Origin of the sequence: Pseudomonas sp. BIGb0278 (assembly GCF_024809895.1) — a bacterium.
In the GTDB taxonomy this organism is placed as follows: domain Bacteria; phylum Pseudomonadota; class Gammaproteobacteria; order Pseudomonadales; family Pseudomonadaceae; genus Aquipseudomonas; species Aquipseudomonas shirazensis.
The window spans coordinates 162,183-180,222 of the sequence record NZ_JANUEL010000005.1; the positions used below are offsets into that span (position 1 = coordinate 162,183).

19 protein-coding genes and 1 tRNA gene are annotated in these 18,040 nt (G+C 60.2%); 7 read left to right on the plus strand and 13 right to left on the minus strand.

All coding sequences use genetic code 11. The features are described 5' to 3' along the window. Positions 1 to 217 precede the first annotated feature (217 nt). The 4 genes from M2396_RS17860 (at position 218) to M2396_RS17875 (ending at position 3,743) form a co-directional block, all read left to right on the plus strand. Positions 218 to 1,537 (plus strand): OprD family porin, encoded by a 1,320-nt coding sequence (locus M2396_RS17860; RefSeq protein WP_101322526.1) that lies wholly within the window; start codon positions 218 to 220, stop codon positions 1,535 to 1,537. Positions 1,538 to 1,637: 100 nt separating this feature from the next. Next, positions 1,638 to 2,063, plus strand: coding sequence for a hypothetical protein (locus M2396_RS17865; RefSeq protein ID WP_259076756.1), 426 nt, complete (start codon positions 1,638 to 1,640; stop codon positions 2,061 to 2,063). Between the two features lie 232 nt (positions 2,064 to 2,295). Beyond that, on the plus strand, positions 2,296 to 2,547 hold the full coding sequence (locus M2396_RS17870) for a helix-turn-helix transcriptional regulator (RefSeq protein ID WP_101323130.1): 252 nt from the start codon (positions 2,296 to 2,298) through the stop codon (positions 2,545 to 2,547). Further along, positions 2,544 to 3,743: a type II toxin-antitoxin system HipA family toxin gene (locus M2396_RS17875; RefSeq protein ID WP_259076758.1), complete on the plus strand. Its 1,200-nt coding sequence runs from the start codon at positions 2,544 to 2,546 to the stop codon at positions 3,741 to 3,743. The genes M2396_RS17870 and M2396_RS17875 overlap by 4 nt, the downstream gene beginning before the upstream one ends. Positions 3,744 to 3,752: 9 nt before the next feature. On the opposite strand, the gene M2396_RS17880 is transcribed toward M2396_RS17875, so the two are convergent. From M2396_RS17880 to M2396_RS17890, 3 genes are all read right to left on the minus strand, one after another. After that, positions 3,753 to 3,971 (minus strand): DUF3079 domain-containing protein, encoded by a 219-nt coding sequence (locus M2396_RS17880; RefSeq protein WP_101322523.1) that lies wholly within the window; start codon positions 3,969 to 3,971, stop codon positions 3,753 to 3,755. Positions 3,972 to 4,114: 143 nt separating this feature from the next. Next, complete coding sequence (locus tag M2396_RS17885; RefSeq protein ID WP_259076760.1) at positions 4,115 to 4,399, minus strand: DUF3077 domain-containing protein; 285 nt, start codon at positions 4,397 to 4,399, stop codon at positions 4,115 to 4,117. 1 nt (position 4,400) lies between these two features. Beyond that, on the minus strand, positions 4,401 to 4,670 hold the full coding sequence (locus M2396_RS17890; protein ID WP_259076762.1) for a hypothetical protein: 270 nt from the start codon (positions 4,668 to 4,670) through the stop codon (positions 4,401 to 4,403). Positions 4,671 to 5,085: 415 nt separating this feature from the next. Here M2396_RS17890 and M2396_RS17895 point away from each other — a divergent pair, with 415 nt between their 5' ends. From M2396_RS17895 to M2396_RS17905, 3 genes are all read left to right on the plus strand, one after another. Then, the gene (locus M2396_RS17895) at positions 5,086 to 5,595 is read left to right on the plus strand and encodes a sigma-70 family RNA polymerase sigma factor (protein ID WP_150573246.1); all 510 of its coding nucleotides are present in this window, start codon (positions 5,086 to 5,088) and stop codon (positions 5,593 to 5,595) included. Beyond that, positions 5,592 to 6,557, plus strand: a complete 966-nt coding sequence (locus M2396_RS17900) for a DUF4880 domain-containing protein (protein ID WP_259076765.1) — start codon at positions 5,592 to 5,594, stop codon at positions 6,555 to 6,557. The genes M2396_RS17895 and M2396_RS17900 overlap by 4 nt, the downstream gene beginning before the upstream one ends. Before the next feature lie 105 nt (positions 6,558 to 6,662). Then, complete coding sequence (locus M2396_RS17905; protein ID WP_259076767.1) at positions 6,663 to 9,092, plus strand: TonB-dependent siderophore receptor; 2,430 nt, start codon at positions 6,663 to 6,665, stop codon at positions 9,090 to 9,092. Between the two features lie 89 nt (positions 9,093 to 9,181). Here the strand turns inward: M2396_RS17905 and M2396_RS17910 are convergent, their stop codons facing one another. From M2396_RS17910 to M2396_RS17955, 10 genes are all read right to left on the minus strand, one after another. Next, a complete protein-coding gene (locus M2396_RS17910; protein WP_259076769.1) occupies positions 9,182 to 11,599 on the minus strand; it encodes a TonB-dependent siderophore receptor in 2,418 nt (805 codons plus the stop codon). A 111-nt stretch (positions 11,600 to 11,710) separates the two neighbouring features. Further along, positions 11,711 to 12,658, minus strand: a complete 948-nt coding sequence (locus M2396_RS17915; RefSeq protein WP_259076771.1) for a FecR domain-containing protein — start codon at positions 12,656 to 12,658, stop codon at positions 11,711 to 11,713. Then, positions 12,658 to 13,158: a sigma-70 family RNA polymerase sigma factor gene (locus M2396_RS17920; RefSeq protein ID WP_150573250.1), complete on the minus strand. Its 501-nt coding sequence runs from the start codon at positions 13,156 to 13,158 to the stop codon at positions 12,658 to 12,660. Before M2396_RS17920 ends, M2396_RS17915 begins: the two co-directional genes overlap by 1 nt. A 136-nt stretch (positions 13,159 to 13,294) precedes the next feature. After that, complete coding sequence (locus tag M2396_RS17925) at positions 13,295 to 13,609, minus strand: hypothetical protein (RefSeq protein ID WP_310504240.1); 315 nt, start codon at positions 13,607 to 13,609, stop codon at positions 13,295 to 13,297. A 301-nt stretch (positions 13,610 to 13,910) separates the two neighbouring features. Further along, positions 13,911 to 13,986: transfer RNA gene (locus M2396_RS17930), tRNA-Thr, on the minus strand. Positions 13,987 to 14,083: 97 nt separating this feature from the next. Continuing rightward, complete coding sequence (locus M2396_RS17935; RefSeq protein ID WP_371918887.1) at positions 14,084 to 14,332, minus strand: hypothetical protein; 249 nt, start codon at positions 14,330 to 14,332, stop codon at positions 14,084 to 14,086. Between the two features lie 302 nt (positions 14,333 to 14,634). Beyond that, on the minus strand, positions 14,635 to 15,834 hold the full coding sequence (locus tag M2396_RS17940; protein ID WP_259076775.1) for an SAM-dependent methyltransferase: 1,200 nt from the start codon (positions 15,832 to 15,834) through the stop codon (positions 14,635 to 14,637). Between the two features lie 7 nt (positions 15,835 to 15,841). Continuing rightward, a complete protein-coding gene (locus tag M2396_RS17945) occupies positions 15,842 to 16,531 on the minus strand; it encodes an ABC transporter permease (RefSeq protein WP_101322513.1) in 690 nt (229 codons plus the stop codon). Further along, on the minus strand, positions 16,531 to 17,223 hold the full coding sequence (locus tag M2396_RS17950) for an ABC transporter permease (RefSeq protein WP_101322512.1): 693 nt from the start codon (positions 17,221 to 17,223) through the stop codon (positions 16,531 to 16,533). Before M2396_RS17950 ends, M2396_RS17945 begins: the two co-directional genes overlap by 1 nt. A gap of 55 nt (positions 17,224 to 17,278) precedes the next feature. Continuing rightward, a complete protein-coding gene (locus M2396_RS17955) occupies positions 17,279 to 18,034 on the minus strand; it encodes an ABC transporter substrate-binding protein (RefSeq protein ID WP_101322511.1) in 756 nt (251 codons plus the stop codon). Positions 18,035 to 18,040 lie beyond the last annotated feature (6 nt).

The following is an 18,040-nucleotide window of genomic DNA, read 5'->3' on the forward strand; positions in this document are numbered from 1 at the left end:
CCTGCCTTTCACGATTTTTTGACATTGAGAAGCAGGGGCGGCTAGGATTCGCCATCGCTTGCTGGCCATGACATGGCCATGCGGCTGCGAAAGCCCGCCAGTTGAGCATCGGCACGGCTTGTCAGTTGGATCCGCATAACGTCGAACCTACGAAGGGGCGTTGGTTTCCGGGCGTAAAAATGCACAGTGTTTTTGATTAAAAATAAAGGAAAAGAAAATGTTGAAAACCAGGATCAGCCTGATCGCCCTGGCACTCGTTGCCGCGACCCAGGCACAGGCCAATGACCAGGCCGAGAGCAAGGGCTTTGTTGAAGACAGCCACGCCAACATCCTGCTGCGCAACGGTTTCATCAACCGTGACAAGAAACACGGCACCAATGACCAGTCCCAATGGGGCCAGGCATTCATCGGTAACTTCTCCTCCGGCTTCACCCAAGGCACCGTCGGCGTAGGCGTTGACGCCTTCGGCCTGTACGCACTGCGCCTGGACGGCGGCAAAGGCCGTAACGGCGGCGGCGGTATCGACTTCTTCAAGCGGGAAAACACCGTTGACGCAGATGGCCAGAGCGCTGCTGCCAACGACCTCGCCCGTGCTGGCGCTGCGGTCAAGTTCCGCATCTCCAACACCGTGCTGAAGTACGGCGACCAGATGCCGGCCCTGCCAGTTCTGCAGTACGACGACTCGCGCCTGCTGCCAGAAAGCTTCACCGGCACCATGATCACCTCCAAGGAGATCGAAGGCCTCGAGCTGAACGCCGGTCGCTTCACTCAGGAAGTGCGCAAGAGCGCCGAGCACCGCGACAGCGGTGGCCTGAAGTCGATCAACGTGTTGGGTGGTAGCTACAAGTTCACCGACAACTTCACCGCGTCGCTGTACACAGCCGACAACGAAGACGTCATGAAGAAGCACTACCTGGGCTTGAACTACGTCTTCCCGATCGCTGCTGACCAGTCGCTGACCCTCGACTTCAACGGCTACAAGTCGGACATCGACAAGAAGTTCGTCCAGGCTGCAGGCCTGAACGGCGACTCCAACACCATCTGGAGCCTGGCCGCTACCTACGCCTACGGCGCGCACTCGTTCACCCTGGCGCACCAGCGCAGCACCGGCAGCACCGGCTACAACTACGGCTGGTACCAGAACGAAGGCGGCGTGGGTGACGGTGGTTCGACCATCTACCTGGCCAACTCGTACTGGTCTGACTTCAACGCTGAAGACGAGCGCTCCTGGCAGCTCGGCTACGGCCTGGACTTCAGCACCTTCGGCGTGCCTGGCCTGACCTACAAGCTGGCCTACGTTGTCGGCGACAACATCAACACCCGCAACGTCGCCAACCCACAAGGCTTCGGCGAAGGCAAAGAGCGCGAGATCTTCAGCCAGGTCCGTTACGTCGTTCAAGACGGCCCGGCCAAGGACCTGTCGGTCAAACTGCGTGGCTCGTTCCTGCGTACCAACAATGCAGTGCAGCAGAACGGCTACAACGACGACGGCAACGAAGTTCGTGTGTTTGTTGAGTATCCGATCAGCATCTTCTGATTCTGGTTGGGTGACGGAAAGGGCCGCTTAGCGGCCCTTTTTGCGTTTTAGGGAGTTGGATTAGTGCTGTAGTCTCATTCCAAATCGAGGGACATCTGGAATGAGCATCATCAAGCGCCCGCCCGAGGTCATCACGGACCCGCTCGCGCTCATCAGCGCACAGCACCAGGATCAGGCAGCGCAATATTTCGCGCTGGCCCATCCGTTCGATCCGAAAGGCAGTTACCTGCACTTTGACGAGTGGCGGTTTCGGCTTCCTGCTGGGCTGGATGCCTCATTGGCTTGGTCCCTCATAAAACGTGCGAGAAGCGTTCAACTCACCCCGACGCTGATGCTCGGCGAGCCTGCTTATCAGTGCTGTTATCTGCACACGCCCGCCATGCATATGGCCGTTGCAGAATGCGACCGACATACAACCAAACGTCAGCTGGAATTGATGGGCTCGAAGGTTGGCGAGGGCAATCACCTCCAGTATTTGCTCACTGACCTGATTGAAGATGAGGCGATCAGCAGTAGTTTGCGCTGATTCAGCTACGAGCATGAGCGCCGCGAGGGCCGAGAACCCGTCTTCTACTCGCTTCTCGAGGTATACAAACCCGGCCTCCCTGAACCTGCGCTTTGAGCGAAGATCACCGGCTCAGCAAACTGCCAAAACGGTCCGGCATATGGCCGAGGCCAGCAGTTCACCACATATCAATTGATTTTCGATCTGGTCACGTATACGTTACATGTCAATCCAATTGTCTCGTATTCTAAACATGGACCACGAACTGCTAACTCAGCGCTTAGGGCGACAAATACGCACACGGCGCCTTCATCGAGGGCTCACCCAGCAACAGCTTGCAGAGCTGGCAAACCTTACTCGTCAGAAAATCATCGCTGTGGAGAAAGGTAGCCTATCCGTTGCTATCGCCGCCTATGCTAAAGCTCTTGGCGCAATGGATTGCGAGTTGCGAGTGATTGCTGCAGCCATGCCTACGTTGGAAGAGATCCAGGGGATGTTTGAATGAGCGCTTCACTGACTGTAACGACACCCCAAGGTATCAGCGGAACAATCCTTACCAGCGCTGCTGATTACCTGTTTCGTTACGCTGCGGAGGCTGAGCCGCGCGCTGCAGTCAGCCTGCTCATGCCTACCCGCACGGAAGAGTACCGCCATCGAGATTTGCATCCGGTATTTCAGATGAACCTGCCGGAAGGTTATGTGCTCGAGCAGCTACGCAACCGCCTGGCAAAGATCGCCAAAGTCGACCCCATGTTGCTACTGGCGTTATCTGGCAGCAGCTCTCCCATAGGCCGGGTGTACGTCAGCTCGCGCACGGTTGATGCGTTGCTTGAGCGTGAGCAGTTTCCTGGCGAAAAGCTGGACGAAATTTTATCTTGGGACGGCTCGCACGACATCTTCGCCGACCTGGTGGATCGCTACATCCTGCGTGCCGGTATCTCGGGTGTGCAGCCTAAAGTCCTGGTGCCTGAACAACGAAATTCAACACCACAGCGGTTCACCTCGAAGACTTCGGAATTGATCATCAAAAGTGGCCGCGACGAATATCCCGGCCTGGCCATCAATGAGTACCTGTGCATGACCATCGCGCAGGCCTCAGGGCTGCCCGTGCCGCCGTTCTTCCTCTCGGACAACGCCAAGTTGTTCGTCATGCGCCGCTTCGACCGCGACGAGCAGCACAACCCAATCGGTTTTGAAGACATGACGGCGTTGATGGGACTGCCAGCAGAGCAGAAGTACAGCAAGAGCTATGCAGCGATTGCCAAGGCAATCCGCGTGTTCTGCGCACCCGAGCACCTCAATGCCTCGCTCACGCAACTGTTCGAGATGGTTACGCTGAGCTGCATCGTCGGTAACGGCGATGCCCATCTGAAAAACTTTGGCCTGCTCTATTCTGACCCCGTGATGCGCGATGCCCGCCTGGCGCCCGCTTACGATATCGTCAACACCACGGCTTACATCCCCGAAGATGTGCTCGCGCTTACGCTCGCCGGCAACAAGTCTCTGTTTGCATCCAGGCAGGGTTTACTGGATTTCGCCGACACGTGTGGTGTAACGCAACCGGGTGAAGTTATCCGCAAGCAGTTGCAGGCGCTTGAGCAAGTACTGGCCAAAGCGCCGGAGCTATGCGAACAGGCGCCGCACGTGGTCGCGGCGATCAAGCAGAGTGCAGGACCCTTTGTGCAGAGCTTCGGTAACTGAAGCGCACAATCAGGTGCTCGAACTTAGCGGCAGATCCTCACCGCGCTTGACGTCTGCGTCTTCCGACCACGTTTCGTGCTCGTGCCAATCCTCACCAAACAGCTCGGCAGGATGCATCGTCCGATCCGCACCATTTCCGCAGGCCAGCGCTTTGGCCGGGCAGTACAGGTCGCACCCCCAACAAATGCGTTCGGGATGGCTTGGGTTGAGGGGGAATTTCTTGGCCATGCAGCGCCCTCGTTGTGGCGGTCATTGCGCTTAGGTTACTGCTGCCGTGAGTGCGGATTTTGATCGGAATCAACTTGATGCTGCTTACCCTGTGCCTCGTCTAGCTGCGCAGTGTGAGGGCCGCCGAGCGACCCTAGCTGCGCCTATGATGTCGCGCGTTGAGCTCGGTATCGCGCGATCTCGATGTCGTCCATGATCGCCTTGGCGAAGGTGCTCAGGTAATCCGCTGCGCCCAGCAGCTTGTGGTCATTCTCCATATCGCCCTCGCGGACCAGATGCTTGATGTAGCCCAGCAGTACTGACACGTGTTCATAGGCATGCTCGAACGGCACTCCGGGCATGACCCGAAATATGTGAGAGGACCTTTCACCCGATTCGAAAAACGTTTCGACGCCGGCCGTGACGTTGGTTTTTTGATCGTCGCTCATCTCAGCATTCCTCCGGCTTGGCGGGCAGGCAGGTCAATGCGTAGTCAATCAGAGCGCGTGAGGCATCGGCGGTATGGGCGGCGTTCGCCAGCATGTTCAGCCCGGCCTGGTAAGGATGGGCGCGGCGGTGTTGGTCGATGGTTTCGGCTACGCCAAGCAGCAGTTTGCTGGCATGGGCAAGGATTTCAGAAGTAGTGACGTTTGGATGGAGGCTGAAGGAGGACCGTTGGGTGAAGTCTTGGCGGGGTGGGTCGGGGACGAGTTTCTTCATGGTGGATCTCTCATTTCGTGACAGGAGCCACCAGCTCGACCTTTCTCACGGATCAAGGTGGCAGCCGTACGCAGGGTGAGAAACCGAGGAAACGAGCAAAACCCGGCCAGACCGAAGTCTGCCCGCGCACGGCTGCCATAACGACTTGCCGCTGCATTTCATGCGGGTTCTCACACCCGGTCACCGGAAACTGGCGACCCAGAGACGTTATCCCTGAGGCATTTCCCCGACAACAGCGAAGGTTCGGCAAGGTGCGTAGGATAGTTCCGAAGAGCCCTCGGCTGAAGCATTTGGTTGCAGGTTGGGAAATCTCCTACGGCGCTGCTGCGCAGCAGAGAAGAAACGCCTAACCCGTTTCTAATGAGAAGTATTACCATGTGCGACTCATTCAAGTCTCCCGTCGGATATCGCACTCATGGCCTCATCCTCGACAACCCATCAAATGGTGGGCGAACTCTATGCTCAGCATCACAGCTGGGTGGTGCAGTTACTGCGGCGCAAGCTGGGCGGGCATGAGCAGGCCGTGGATCTGGCGCAGGACACTTTCCTGCGTATTTTGAGCAGCGGCAGCGTGCCGGTTTTCCGCGAGCCTCGCGCCTACCTCACCACCGTCGCCAGCCGCTTGTGCGTGCAGTATTTCCGCCGCCAGGCCCTGGAGCGGGCGTATGAACAGTCGCTGGCGATCCTGGAGCCGGAACATATGCCGTCGCCGGAAACCCGCTTGCTGGTGCTCGAAGCGCTGGACGCGGTAGGGCAGGTACTGGACGGGTTGGGCAGCAAGGTGCGGGAGATATTCCTGCTGTCGCAGCTCGATGGCCTGACTTATCCACAGATCGCAGCGCGCATGGGCCTCAGCGTGAATGTGGTGCAAAAAGCCATGCTCAAGGCCTATCGCCATTGCTACCTGGCGGTGTACGCGCCATGAGTCGCTTCAAGGTCGCCAACGATCAGCCCCTGGACGAAAGCGTGCTGGACCAGGCCTTGAACTGGATGGTTGCCCTGCAGTCGGGCACCAGCAATGCTGCCGAGCAGCAGGCGTGCCAGCACTGGCGCAACGAGAGCCCCCAGCACGAACTGGCCTGGCAGCGTTTGGTCGGGCTGAGCCGCGACATGCGCCTCAACCAGGTGCTCACGGCCCCCGGTGCGCGGCAATTGCTGCAGGCGCGCAGTGCTGTTTCGCGACGCACCTTGCTCAAGGGCTTTGCCGGCCTGAGTGTGGCCAGCGCCCTCGGCTTGGGTGTGCGCGAGCGGGTGTTGCTGCCGGAGTTGTTCAGCGATTACCACACCGCCACCGGGGAGCGGCGCCATGTACGGCTGGACGATGGCGCTGCATTGCAGCTGGATACCCGCACCGCGATGGATGTCGAGGGGGCTCGCCTGACGCTTAACCTGGGCAGGCTGTTGCTGGCCAACGGTGCCAGCGACAGTCGGGCGATCAAGACCGCGGATGGTTGGATACGGCCAGCCGCGCTGTCGCGGTTGATCATCAGCCACGGGCTGCCAGGCCAGCCGGGTACGCAGGTGCAAATGCTCTCCGGCAGTGCGCAGGTCGAGCCATCGCGTGGCCCCCGCACCCAGGTGGAAGCCGGCCAGCAGCTGAGCTTCAACAACCTGCTGAGCGGGCAGCCGACCCGCGTGCCAGCCACCGCCGAAGCCTGGAGCCAAGGCCTGTTGATCGCCGAGCGCATGCCACTGGGCGAGGTGCTTGAGCAACTTGATCGCTACCGGCGCGGGCTGCTGCGCTGCGACCCGGCTGTGGCGGGCTTGCAGGTGTCGGGTTCGTTCTCGCTGGACCAACCCGAGGCCAGTCTCGACCTGCTGGCCAAGGTACTGCCGGTGCGTGTGCAACGGGTGTGGGGTTACCTGGCCAGCGTGGTGCCGGCTTAGTTTTGAGTATTTTTCACGGTGGCCGGCAGTATTTCCGTTCTCGAGCATCAAGACAGGCAAGACGCTGAAAAAGCGCCCGCCAACCTTCTCGACAGGACAGTCTCTATGCTCATCCGCGTCACACCCCTCGCCAGCGCGTTACGCACCGCGATCTTCGGTTTATCGTTGGTTACTGCCAGTCACAGCGCGATTGCCGCCAGCCCGGTAACCACCGGGGAACACTCCCAGGCTCAGGCCTTTGACATTCCCGCCGGTAACCTCGACCGCGTGTTGGGTGCGTTCGGGCAGCAGGCCGGTGTGATGGTTGGCATTGATTCAGCGCTTTCCTCCGGCGTGCAAAGCAGCGGTTTGCAAGGTAGCTTCGCAGTGGAAGAAGGCCTTGAGCGCTTGCTGGGCCCGGTAGGGCTGCAGGCTGAACCTGCAGACGGCGGGTATCGGGTGGTGGCCAAACCCGTGTCCCAGGATGGCAAGGTCGAGTTGCAAGCGACGCAGGTGAGTGCCAACCAGTTGGGCACCATTACCGAAGGCTCGGGTTCCTATACCCCCGGCACCATCGCCACCGCGACGCGCCTGGTACTGACGCCACGGGAAACGCCGCAGTCGATTTCCGTAGTGACGCGCCAGGCCATGGATGACTTCAGCCTCAAGTCGATCGACGACGTGATGCGTCACACGCCGGGTATCACGGTCGCGGCCTATGACAGTGAGCGTACGTCGTATTATTCGCGCGGGTTCGCCATTCGCAACTTCCAGTACGACGGCATCCCGATCCTGCAGGATGCGCAGTATTCTTCTGGTCACACCCTCACTGACACGGTGATCTACGACCGTGTCGAAGTGCTCAAGGGCGCTACCGGCCTGCTCACCGGCGCCGGCGGCCCTGGCGGCACCATCAACATGGTGCGCAAAAAGCCCACGTCCGAGTTCAAGGGTTACATCGACCTGGGCGCGGGCTCATGGGACAACTATCGCTCGGAAGTCGATGTCAGCGGCTCGTTGACCGACTCCGGCAACATCCGTGGTCGCGCCGTCGCGGCCTATCAGGACAAGCACTCGTTCCTCGACCACTACCAACGCCAGACCGCCGTGTACTACGGCATCCTCGAGTTCGATCTGGCGCCTGATACGCTGCTGACGATTGGCGCCGACTACCAGGACAGCGACCCGCAGGGTTCCAGCTGGTCTGGCTCGGCCTCGCTATATGACTCGGACGGCAATCGCATCAGCACCCACCGCGGCTTCAACAACGGCACCAAGTTCAGCAAATGGGAGCAGTACACCCGTACCGGCTTCGCGACGTTGGAGCACACATTCGACAATGGCTGGGTCGGCAAGGCGCAGTACAACCACCAGATCAACGGCTACAATGCGCCGCTCTCTGCCCTGCTGTCGCCAAACGCCGTCACCGGCAAAGCGTCGCTGCTGACCCGTGCCTACGACGGCGAAACCATCAGCGACACCGGCGACTTGTACGCCACCGGACCGTTCAGCCTGTTTGGCCGCGAGCATGAATTGGTGGTCGGCACCTCGGTATCGCGCTCGCGCTGGACCGGCAGCAACTACACCAGCGCCGTCTACAGCGATGGCAACAGCCACGACTATTTCAACTGGGACGGCGACGCCGCCAAGCCGGGCCGAGGTCCGGAAACCGCCTACAACGACGAAACCACGCGCCAGAGCGCCGGCTACATGACCGCGCGCTTCAACGTGACGGATGACCTGCACCTGATGCTCGGCACTCGCGTGAACAACTTCGAAGTCACCGGCACCAGCCAGGTCAAGGACACTGGCAAGGTACTGCCTTATGCCGGCATCACCTACGACCTCAACGAGAATTTCTCGGCGTATGCCAGCTACTCCGATATCTACCTGCCGCAGCGTGAGTATCGCGACATCAATGACAAACCGGTCGAGCCGGATGAAGGCAAGAACTATGAGCTAGGCCTCAAGGGTGAATTCTTTGACGGCCGCCTCAACGCCAGCATCGCCTACTTTGAAGTCCACGAAGACAACCGCGCAGTCACCGACGACCGCTACGTGCGAGGCAGCATCCCCGGGCTGGACGGTGCCTATAAGGGCGTTGAATCCAAGACCAAGGGCTATGAAGCGGAAATCTCCGGCGAACTGGCCCCCGGCTGGCAATTGCAGGCGGGCTACACCCACAAGATCATGCGCGACAATCAAGGTGAGAAACTCTCCACTTGGGAACCGGAAGACCAGGTCAACCTCTACACCACCTACAAACTGACCGGCCCGCTGGACAAGCTCACCCTGGGCAGCGGCGTACGCTGGCAGAGTACCGGCTGGAAACTGCTGACCAATAACTACACCACCATGACCACCGACAAGTTCTCCCAAGACCCACTTTGGGTGGTGGATGCAATGGTCCGCTATCAAGTCACCGACAACGTCTCGGCCACGCTTAACGTCAATAACGTGTTCGACAAGAAGTACTACACCAATATTGGTTTCTACAACTCGGTGTATTACGGCGATCCGCGGAACGTGATGCTCTCTACTCGGTGGAATTTCTAGCCGCGCTGGCTGCTAAAACAAAGCCCTCGTATCGCTACGAGGGCTTTGTTGCATGAGCAGCAGAAAGGAGACCGGTTTGATCGCAGAGATCAGAAATCCCAGCGTGTGGTGACCATCATGTTGCGTGGGTCGCCAGGGTAGGCCGAGTCATAGAAACCAATGTTGGTGTAATAGTGCTTGTCGAACAGGTTGTTGACGTTGAAGGTGACCGAAAGGTTATCGGTCACTTGGTAGCGGGTCATCAGATCAACCAGCCAGTAGGGGTCTTGGGTGAATTTCTCGTAGCGGCCACCACCGGGGTAGCCCCAGTTGTTGACGGTCTGCCAGCCAGCGCTTTGCCAGCGCGCGCCGCCACCGACGGTGAGCTTGTCCAGGCTGCCCTGGAGTTTGTAGGTGCTGTAGAAGCTGACCTGGTCTTCCGGTTCCCAGGTGGCGACTTTATCACCATCGCTATTGCGCGCGATCTTATGGGTATACCCCGCTTGCAACTGCCAGCCCTTGGCCAATTCGCCGGAGATTTCCGCTTCGTAGCCCTTGGTCTTGGTCTTGGTGCCGATGTACGAGTAGTCGACGCCCGGCTGCGAGTTCCAGGCCATGTCGGCCAGCGGACGGTTTTCTTCGTGCACCTCGAAGTAGGCGAGGCTGGAGTTCAAGCGGCCACCGAAGAATTCACCCTTGAGGCCGAACTCATAGTTCTTGCCTTCGTTGGGGGCTAGCATGGCACGGGTGCGGGTGCGGTACTGAGTCTGCGGCTGGAAAATTTCGGTATAGCTGGCGTACGCGGTGAAATTGTCGTTCAGGTCATATGTCAGGCCGGCATACGGCACCACCTTACCGCTTTCCTGAGTGTCGCTGGTCCCGGTCACCTGGTAGTTGGCAATACGTGAGCCGAGCAACAGGTGCAGTTCATCCGTCAGGCTGAAGCGACCGGTGACGTAGGTGCCGGTCTGGCGGGTCGTTTCGTCGTTGAACTTGGTGGCGGTCCACAGCGGCTCGGCGGCATCGCCGTCCCAGTTGTAGAAATCATAGGAGTTGTTGAAGTAGGTGGTTGCGGTGTAGTCCTTGGCTTTCCATTTGGAAATGGACAGGGACTGGCCGATCACCACTTCGTGTTCTCGGCCGAACAGCTCGAATGGCCCCGAGGCGTATACATCGAGACTGTCGCTGGTGGTCTTGCCCACGTATTTGCGCGCGTAGATGGAGCTGGCGGTGGCGGAGTCCTGGGAGATGTAGCCCAGGGGAGCGTCATAGCCGTTGATCTGGTGGTTGTATTGGCCTTTGGTGACCCAGCCATTATCAAAGGTATGTTCCAGGCTCGCGAAGGCCGTGCGGCTGTACTGTTCCCAAGAGCCCCATTTTGGGCCGTTGTTGAACGAACGCGGCAGGTCCAGCTTTTTGCCGGTCGCATCAAAGATGGTGCGTGTACCGGTCCAACTGGAGCCTTTCGGATCGCTGTCCTGATAATCGGCACCGAGGGTCAGCAGAGTGTTCTCATCCAAGTCGACCTCCAGGATGCCGTATAGCACACCGGTCTTGCGCGAGTAATGATCAAGGAACGATTGTTTGTCCTGATACGCCGCTACGACACGGCCGCGGACGTTGCCGGTTTCGGTCAGGGGACCGCTGACGTCGGCTTGGGAGCGATAGTTGTCCCAGGAACCGGCGCCCAGTTCGATGCTGCTCTTGAACGCGGAGGTCGGTTTCTTGCGAATGAGGTTGATGGTACCCCCTGGGCCGCCTGCCCCGGTGAGCAGACCTGTAGCGCCCTTGAGAACTTCGACGCGATCATAGATCGCCATGTCGGTCAGGGTCTGGCCCGCCGAATATTGGGCGTCGCGCAGAGTAGGGATACCGTCGTACTGGAAGTTGACGATGGAGAACCCGCGGGAATAGTAGTTGGTACGCTCGGTGTCATAGGTCGATACGGTGATGCCCGGGGTATGGCGCATCACGTCATCGATGGCTACAAGCCCGAAGTCATCCATCGCCTGGCGGGTTACTACCGAGATCGATTGCGGTGTTTCTCGAGGCGTCAGCACCATGCGCGTCGCCGTAGCGATAGTGCCAGGGGTGTACGAACCGGTGCCTTCAGTCACTGTGCCCAACTGGTTGGCAGTGATTTGCGTAGCCCCCAGTTCCAGGGCATCGTCGGTACTGTTCGCGACCAGTACGTACCCGCCATTGCTCTGCCGTTGCGCTTGCAGGCCACTGTTGGCGAGCAGGCGCGACAGCCCCTCCTCGACACTGTATGAGCCTTTGAGCCCGTCAGTTGTAAGATGCCGAGCCTGCTCGGTGTCGAACGAAATGGTAACCCCCGCCTGCACACCGAACTCGGCCAGGGCGCTACTCAGCGGCCCGGGGGCGACCTGGTAAGCGGTCAGGCTCTGCGCCATGACCTGAGCCGGCATCAGCGCCAGGCCAGACAGGCTGGCAAGGGAAGCGCCCAGAACGGCCAGGCGCACGGCGCGCCTCAGCAGCGTCGGAGTGTTGTGGGAAAGCGGGGGCATTCGGTGATCCTTCCGTTGTCTTGGCAGAAATCCGCTGTATCGCGGCTTATGTCATTGACGGATGAGAATCTGAATCAGCAAGGTTGCCGCTGAAGATTCTGCGACGCGGCTTCACGCCGGTTCAATGCTGGCCCAGTAACGCGACAGATAACGCACTTTCACCGGCAAGGATTTGCCCAGGTTCTCCAGCACGGTGTCGGTATCATCGATGCGAAAAGCGCCGGAAATGCTCAACCCCCGAACCTCGGCGGCACAGCGCAGGACGCCCGGTCGATAGCGCCCCAACTCCTCGATGAAGTCGCCCAGCCGCCAATCATCGACGCTGAGCATGCCCTGCACCCAGGCGGTCGAACCCGCTGGCAGGGGGCGGGCGCTGCCCACCCGATCACGATCGAACGTGACCTGCTGGCCGGTTTCCAGGCGCAGCGGGTGATCGGCATGCCTTTGCGGGCTGACTTCAACCGCCGCCTCCAGCACACCGACAAGGGTTTGCTCGGGCAGTTGGCGCACACTGAACCGGGTGCCGAGCGCGCGCACGCCCCCTTGCGCGGTCTGAACCATGAAGGGGCGCTGGGTGGGATCCTTGGCGGTTTGCACAATAATTTCGCCACGGAGTAGCTGGATTAGCCGCTGTCTGGAGTCGAAATGGATGTCCAGTGCGGTGTCGGCGTTCAGTTCCAGTTGCGAGCCATCGTCCAGGCGCAGCGAGCGACGTTCCCGGATACCCGTGCGCTGTTGCGCTAGCATCGAGCGGTACGGCACCTGCTCAACGGCCATCCATGTACCACCGCCGACCGCTATCAGCATACCGAGAATCTTCAGTACATCACGGCGTTGTGCCTGCGCTGCACCGAGGCCAGACAACGCCGCCTGCTGCGGTATCGTCGCCCACTGCTGCTGAAGCTTTTCAACCCGCGACCATGCCGCCGCATGGTCAGGGCTGGCCTGTACCCACGCCTGCCACGCCCGCGTGCGCGCCTCGCTGGCGGTGCCGTCATTGAGCTGCACATACCAGGTGGCGGCCGCCTCCAGCGTCTCCAGATTGGGCGACGCAGACATCAGTTATCCACCAGCAACAGGCAGCGCGTCATGGCGCGAATCAGATGATTCTTCACCGTGGTCACCGACACCCCAAACCGCTCGGCCGCCGCCACGTAGCTCAGACCTTCGAGCTGCACCGCCAGGAAAATCTCACGCGTGCGCTGGCCCAGCTCATCTAGCAGGCTATCGACCGCCACCAGCATCTCGATGATGGACAAGCGAATCTCCGGCGAAACATCCACCGGTTCTGGCCGTTGTGCCAACGCATGCAAGTAAGCCTGCTCAATGGCGCGGCGACGGGATTTATCGATCAGCAGCGAACGGGCGATGGCGCTTAGGTAGCCACGAGGTTCGCGGATGGGTGCGTCATTGCGCGCCGTCATCACCCGCAGGAACGTGTCCTGAGCCAGGTCCGAAGCATCGGCGGCGTTGCCCAAACGCACACGCAACCAGCCTTTCAGCCAGCTGTTATGTTCGCTGTACAACCGATGAAGAGCCGAATGATCAAGCGCCGACATGAGAGAGACACCGAGGCATAAATGGTAATCGATCTCATTATTATGATGGCGGGATTTTAATGCAAGGGGCTTCCCATAGCACCCACTGAATGAAGCACCACATAGAGCAGATTGCGAGGGTTTTACGGGCGTACGCTTACTTACTGCGGCATTTTACAAGCCAAAGCAGCGTCAGCACCGTCGGCCAAAACAGGGTGTTCAGAAGGTCGTGAGCGCTTGCCTGCCAGCGCCAGTATCCGAAGCTTCCAATATCGTCTCGTCGATCTATCCACTCGCCAGCACATGCAATGATTAAAACCGCTAGCCAGCCAAGGTATGGCCGCAATCGTCGGATGCCAACGATCAGCGTCAAGTAGATCGCCATGCCCACGTAGATATGCAGCGCGTCTTTGGACAGTCCGGTTGCCGCCACAATGGCGAGCTTGATGCTTTGGGCGGTTGAGATATCCAGTTCAAGTTCTCCTCGCTGAGCCAGTGCCAGGTTTCGTCTACATCCGAGCAACGTGAACGTCAATCTGACTGGAGAATTCGTTTGAAGTTATCCACTCAGCGGGCCTCTGCCGCCGCGCGAGGGGGGATACATGACTCTTCTTGGGCGCAGCACAGCTTTGGCGTGGCTCGGTGACCACGTCGGCGCCATCCGGCATGTCATTGAACGTGTCGCTTTAGGAGGTCACTAGCGGGGCGTCGCTGGAATGTCTTGAACCCGGAAACGAAAAAACCCGCCAGAAGGCGGGTTTTTCGTGTGTGTATGGTGCCGGCACCAGGAATCGAACCCGGGACCTACTGATTACAAGTCAGTTGCTCTACCATCTGAGCTATACCGGCACAGGGGCGCATTATAGCTATCCGAGCAGCCGTGTAAACCACTTCCTTGCAATCAATGCAAAAACCCGTAACTCACCGGCCTGAAAGGAGAAATCTCCTACCAGCCGCGGTGGATGGTGTTTATGCCTGGCTCGGCCTTGGCGGGGTTGAAAAACAGCTTGTCGTTGTCGCAGCCGCGTTTGCGGCAGGGCTGTGCGACGTGCAGCGGCAGGCCGCGGTCGCCGCCGAGTTGCATGGCGGGGGTGTCCCAGCCAAGGGCTTTGCCGGGGGCGTGGCTGGTGGTGTTGGTGCAGCCGGTGACGGCGAGGGCGAAGCTGAGCAGGGCTGTGGATTTGATCGGGATCACGATGTCGAAGTCCGTTCGGTGACAGTCTTTGTTGCGGGCAATTGTAACTCAGTAGGCATGGGCGAAGGCGGGTGGCCATCACGCTTTCAGACAATTCTGAAAATGCTTATGCACAAGCGGCATGCCAGGATTGCAGTGCGGGCATACCGTTGGTCGTAACCGCCGGTCTTTGCGCAAAGTGCTGTTTTTGCTGGGCTTGAAGGTTTAAGCGAATAAGCAGACGGCCCTAAATAGCCAGTTGGATCCACAAATCCGCCAATTTCATCAAAAGCTTGTGCACAGACTTATCCACAGGTTGCTCATCACTCGCGGTCGGCCAAAAGTAGCAAATTGCGGGGTGTAAGGGTGTAGTCGCAGAACAGCCCAAGGCGCACGTTGTAGCCTTGTTCCTGCATGTACAGCGCTCGATCGAGCACCAGCCATAACTCCAGCGGGCGGCGGAACAGGTTGCGTACGCGCTCCAGGTTGCGCACCTCGGCGAGGCGTTGCCAGCCGGCGGCTTCGAGTGCCTCCCAGTCGGGGTTGCCGGTGAGGGGCAGCTGTTTGAGCGCGGCGAGGTCCTGGCAGTACGCGGCGAAGGTCTTGTCCAGCCAGCTGACCGGCAGCGACGGCGTCGGCAGGTAGCTGTCGTTCTGGCGTTGTTCGCGTTGCAGCAGATCGAAGCCTAGGCGGCGGGCCATCGAGGCGTCGCGCTGGCGGCGGACGCGGGCGCCGGCGGTGACGGTTTCGCTCAGGGGCAGGCCGAGGTCGTCGAGGTCGAGCTGCAGAGTCGAGGCGCGGGCGTGGCTGGACAGGGCCTGATAAGCGCTGGCCTGGATGCGGTTGTAGCAGCAGGGCGCCAACGCGATGTGTTGGCAGCCTTGGCTGGCGGCTAACTGCAGCAGGCGCACGTGCAGATCGCCGCAGGCGTGCAGGGCGACCACGCTTTTGCTTTGGTCGAGGCAGCGGGCGCTGTCGGCGGCCATGACGTCTTGATGCAGGTGCTGGGCGGGCAGCTTGTGGTGGTCGCTGAGGGCCTGGCCGGCAGCGACCAGCTCGGGGTTGTACTCGAGGCAGGTCAGTTGCTGGCCGGGCTGCAGCAGGCGGCGGCCGAGGTGGCCTTTGCCGGCGCACCAGTCGAGCCAGTGCTGAGTATGTTGGCGAAAGCCGAGGCGGCGGCTGAAGGCTTCGATCTGCTGCCACTTGCGCCCGGGCACGTTGACGTCGAGGCGGTGGCCGGCGGGCGGTAAGCCTGCGTCGGGCAACTCATCCAGGGCGGTCAGTTGCCGAGCCTGGGCGGCCAGCTGTGGATAAGGTGCGGGTGGCAGGTTTGGGTCGAGGTTGGCTTCGGCGTCTTCGAGGGTGCACTGGCGCAGCCAACTGGCCAGTTCTGGGTACTGCTGTTCCCAGTCGAGCTGCAAGGCGGTGAAGGGCCTGGGCTTCCACAGCGCTTGATGCTCGACCAGAAACTGGTCGAGGGCGTGGAAGCGAGCGTGTAGCTGGTCGGTTTCGAGGATGGCCATGGGCGCCTTAGCGCCCTTGGCAGGCGTCCACCCGCAACCAGCGCTCCAGCAGCTTGAAGCCTTGCACCAGGAGGAACGAGATGACCAGGTAGAACAAACCGGCCGCGAAGAAGATCTCAACCGGTAGGTAGGTGCGGGCGATGATCGTGCGGGCCATGCCGGTGAGTTCGAGCAGGGTCACGGTGCTGGCCAGGGCGCTGGCCTTGAGCATCAGGATCACTTCGTTGCTGTAGGCCGGCAGGCCGATGCGCGAGGCGCGTGGCAGCATGATGTAGAACAGGGTTTTGCCGCGGGACATGCCCAGCGCTCGCGCTGCTTCGATTTCACCCTTGGGGATGGCCTGCAGCGCGCCACGCAGGATCTCGGCGATGTAGGCGGCGGTGTGCAGGGTCATGGTCAGCACGGTGCACCAGAACGGATCGCGCAGGTACGGCCACAGCACACTGTTGCGCACGGCTTCGAACTGGGCGAGGCCGTAATACACCAGAAACAGCTGCACCAGTAGCGGCGTGCCGCGGAAGAAGAAGATGTAGCCGTAGGGCAGGGCGCGCACGTACCAGTGGCGCGAGGCGCGGGCGACGCCCAGCGGGATCGCCAGGATCAAACCGGCGATTACGGCGATGGCCACCAGCTCCAGGGTCAGGGTCGCGCCCTGGGCGAGGCGTGGCAGCCATTTGATGATGACTTCCCAGTTCATTATTCAGCCCTCACGAAGCCGCGAGCGGCGCGTTTTTCCAGGAAGTACATGCCGGCCATCGCCACTACGGTGAGGCTCAGGTAGATGCATGCGGCAACCATGTAGAAGGTGAACGGCTCCTTGCTCACGGTCACGGCGATCTGCGAGTGGCGCATGATTTCTTCAAGGCCGATCACCGACACCAGCGCGGTGTCCTTCATCAGAATCATGAACAGGTTGCCCAGGCCCGGCAGGGCAATGCGCCACATCTGCGGCAGGATGATCCGCGAGAGGATGCGGCCTTTGGACAGGCCCAGGGCCAGCCCGGCTTCGCGGTGGCCCTTGGGGATCGCCAGGATCGCGCCGCGGAACACTTCGGTGGCGTAGGCGCCAAAGCACAGGCCCAGCGCGATCACGCCGGCGGCAAATGCGCTCAGCTCAAGGCCGGGCATGTTCAGGGCGTCGCCGAGGCTGTTGACCAGGCCGACGGTGCCGAAATAGATCAGCAATACCCACAGCAGCTCGGGAATCCCGCGCACCAGGGTCGAATAGAAGCCGCCAAGCCATTGCAGTGGCTTGAGGGCAGAAGTCTTGGCAAGGGCGCCGAGCAGGCCCAGGATCAGCCCCAGCAGCAAGGCGCAGAGCGCCAGTTTTACCGTCATCAGGGTGCCAGCCATCAAGGCCGGACCGAATCCGTGCAGGTCAATATTCATTGATTAGGTGCGTTCTAGGGACCGACACGCCGCGAGGGCGTGCCGGTCGGGCGAATCATTCGATGCTGAACGGGAAGTACTTGTCGTTGATCTTCTTGTACGTACCGTCGGCTTTGATTTCTTTCAGGGCAGCGTTGAGCTGGTCGCGCAACTTGTCGTCACCCTTGCGCACGGCAATGCCGATCTTGTCGCTGTCCATCACCGGCTCGCCTTTGAACTCATAGGCTTTGCCGTCGTTGGATTTGAGCCACTCGTACTGCACGTACTTGTCGGCGAGGATGGCGTCGACGCGGCCCGAGATCAGGTCGAGGTAGGCGTTTTCCTGGGTGTCGTACAGTTTGATCTGCACGTCGCTACCGTAGTTGTCTTCCAGCCAGGTGCCGGCCAGGGTCGCGCGCTGGGTGCCGATGATCTTGCCCTTGAGCGAGGCCTTGTCGGTCTTGAAGTCGACGTTTTTCGGCGCGATGAACTGCAGCTTGTTCGAGTAGTACGGGTCGGTGAATTCAACCGCTTGCTTGCGCTCGTCGGTGATCGACAGCGACGACACCAGGAAGTCGAACTTCTTCGCGTTCAGGGCGGGGATGATGCCGTCCCAGTCGGAGGTGACGACCGAGCAGTCGACTTTCATCTTGGCGCACAGGGCGTCGCCGATGTCTTTGTCGAAGCCGACCACGTTACCGCTGGCATCCTTGTTGTTGAACGGCGGGTAGGCCGCTTCGATACCCATGCGCAGTTTGTCTGCGGCCAGGGCATTGGCCGAGAACACCAAAGTGGCGGCAGCGGCCAGGAGAAACTTCTTGTAGGTCTGCATGTATTG

Bases quoted from the DNA above. Each gene is read 5' to 3' on its own strand.
- M2396_RS17860 (WP_101322526.1), top strand. From the start codon at position 218: ATGTTGAAAACCAGGATCAGCCTGATCGCCCTGGCACTCGTTGCCGCG.
- M2396_RS17865 (WP_259076756.1), top strand. From the start codon at position 1,638: ATGAGCATCATCAAGCGCCCGCCCGAGGTCATCACGGACCCGCTCGCG.
- M2396_RS17870 (WP_101323130.1), top strand. From the start codon at position 2,296: ATGGACCACGAACTGCTAACTCAGCGCTTAGGGCGACAAATACGCACA.
- M2396_RS17875 (WP_259076758.1), top strand. From the start codon at position 2,544: ATGAGCGCTTCACTGACTGTAACGACACCCCAAGGTATCAGCGGAACA.
- M2396_RS17880 (WP_101322523.1), bottom strand. From the start codon at position 3,971: ATGGCCAAGAAATTCCCCCTCAACCCAAGCCATCCCGAACGCATTTGT.
- M2396_RS17885 (WP_259076760.1), bottom strand. From the start codon at position 4,399: ATGAGCGACGATCAAAAAACCAACGTCACGGCCGGCGTCGAAACGTTT.
- M2396_RS17890 (WP_259076762.1), bottom strand. From the start codon at position 4,670: ATGAAGAAACTCGTCCCCGACCCACCCCGCCAAGACTTCACCCAACGG.
- M2396_RS17895 (WP_150573246.1), top strand. From the start codon at position 5,086: ATGGCCTCATCCTCGACAACCCATCAAATGGTGGGCGAACTCTATGCT.
- M2396_RS17900 (WP_259076765.1), top strand. From the start codon at position 5,592: ATGAGTCGCTTCAAGGTCGCCAACGATCAGCCCCTGGACGAAAGCGTG.
- M2396_RS17905 (WP_259076767.1), top strand. From the start codon at position 6,663: ATGCTCATCCGCGTCACACCCCTCGCCAGCGCGTTACGCACCGCGATC.
- M2396_RS17910 (WP_259076769.1), bottom strand. From the start codon at position 11,599: ATGCCCCCGCTTTCCCACAACACTCCGACGCTGCTGAGGCGCGCCGTG.
- M2396_RS17915 (WP_259076771.1), bottom strand. From the start codon at position 12,658: ATGTCTGCGTCGCCCAATCTGGAGACGCTGGAGGCGGCCGCCACCTGG.
- M2396_RS17920 (WP_150573250.1), bottom strand. From the start codon at position 13,158: ATGTCGGCGCTTGATCATTCGGCTCTTCATCGGTTGTACAGCGAACAT.
- M2396_RS17940 (WP_259076775.1), bottom strand. From the start codon at position 15,834: ATGGCCATCCTCGAAACCGACCAGCTACACGCTCGCTTCCACGCCCTC.
- M2396_RS17945 (WP_101322513.1), bottom strand. From the start codon at position 16,531: ATGAACTGGGAAGTCATCATCAAATGGCTGCCACGCCTCGCCCAGGGC.
- M2396_RS17950 (WP_101322512.1), bottom strand. From the start codon at position 17,223: ATGAATATTGACCTGCACGGATTCGGTCCGGCCTTGATGGCTGGCACC.
- M2396_RS17955 (WP_101322511.1), bottom strand. From the start codon at position 18,034: ATGCAGACCTACAAGAAGTTTCTCCTGGCCGCTGCCGCCACTTTGGTG.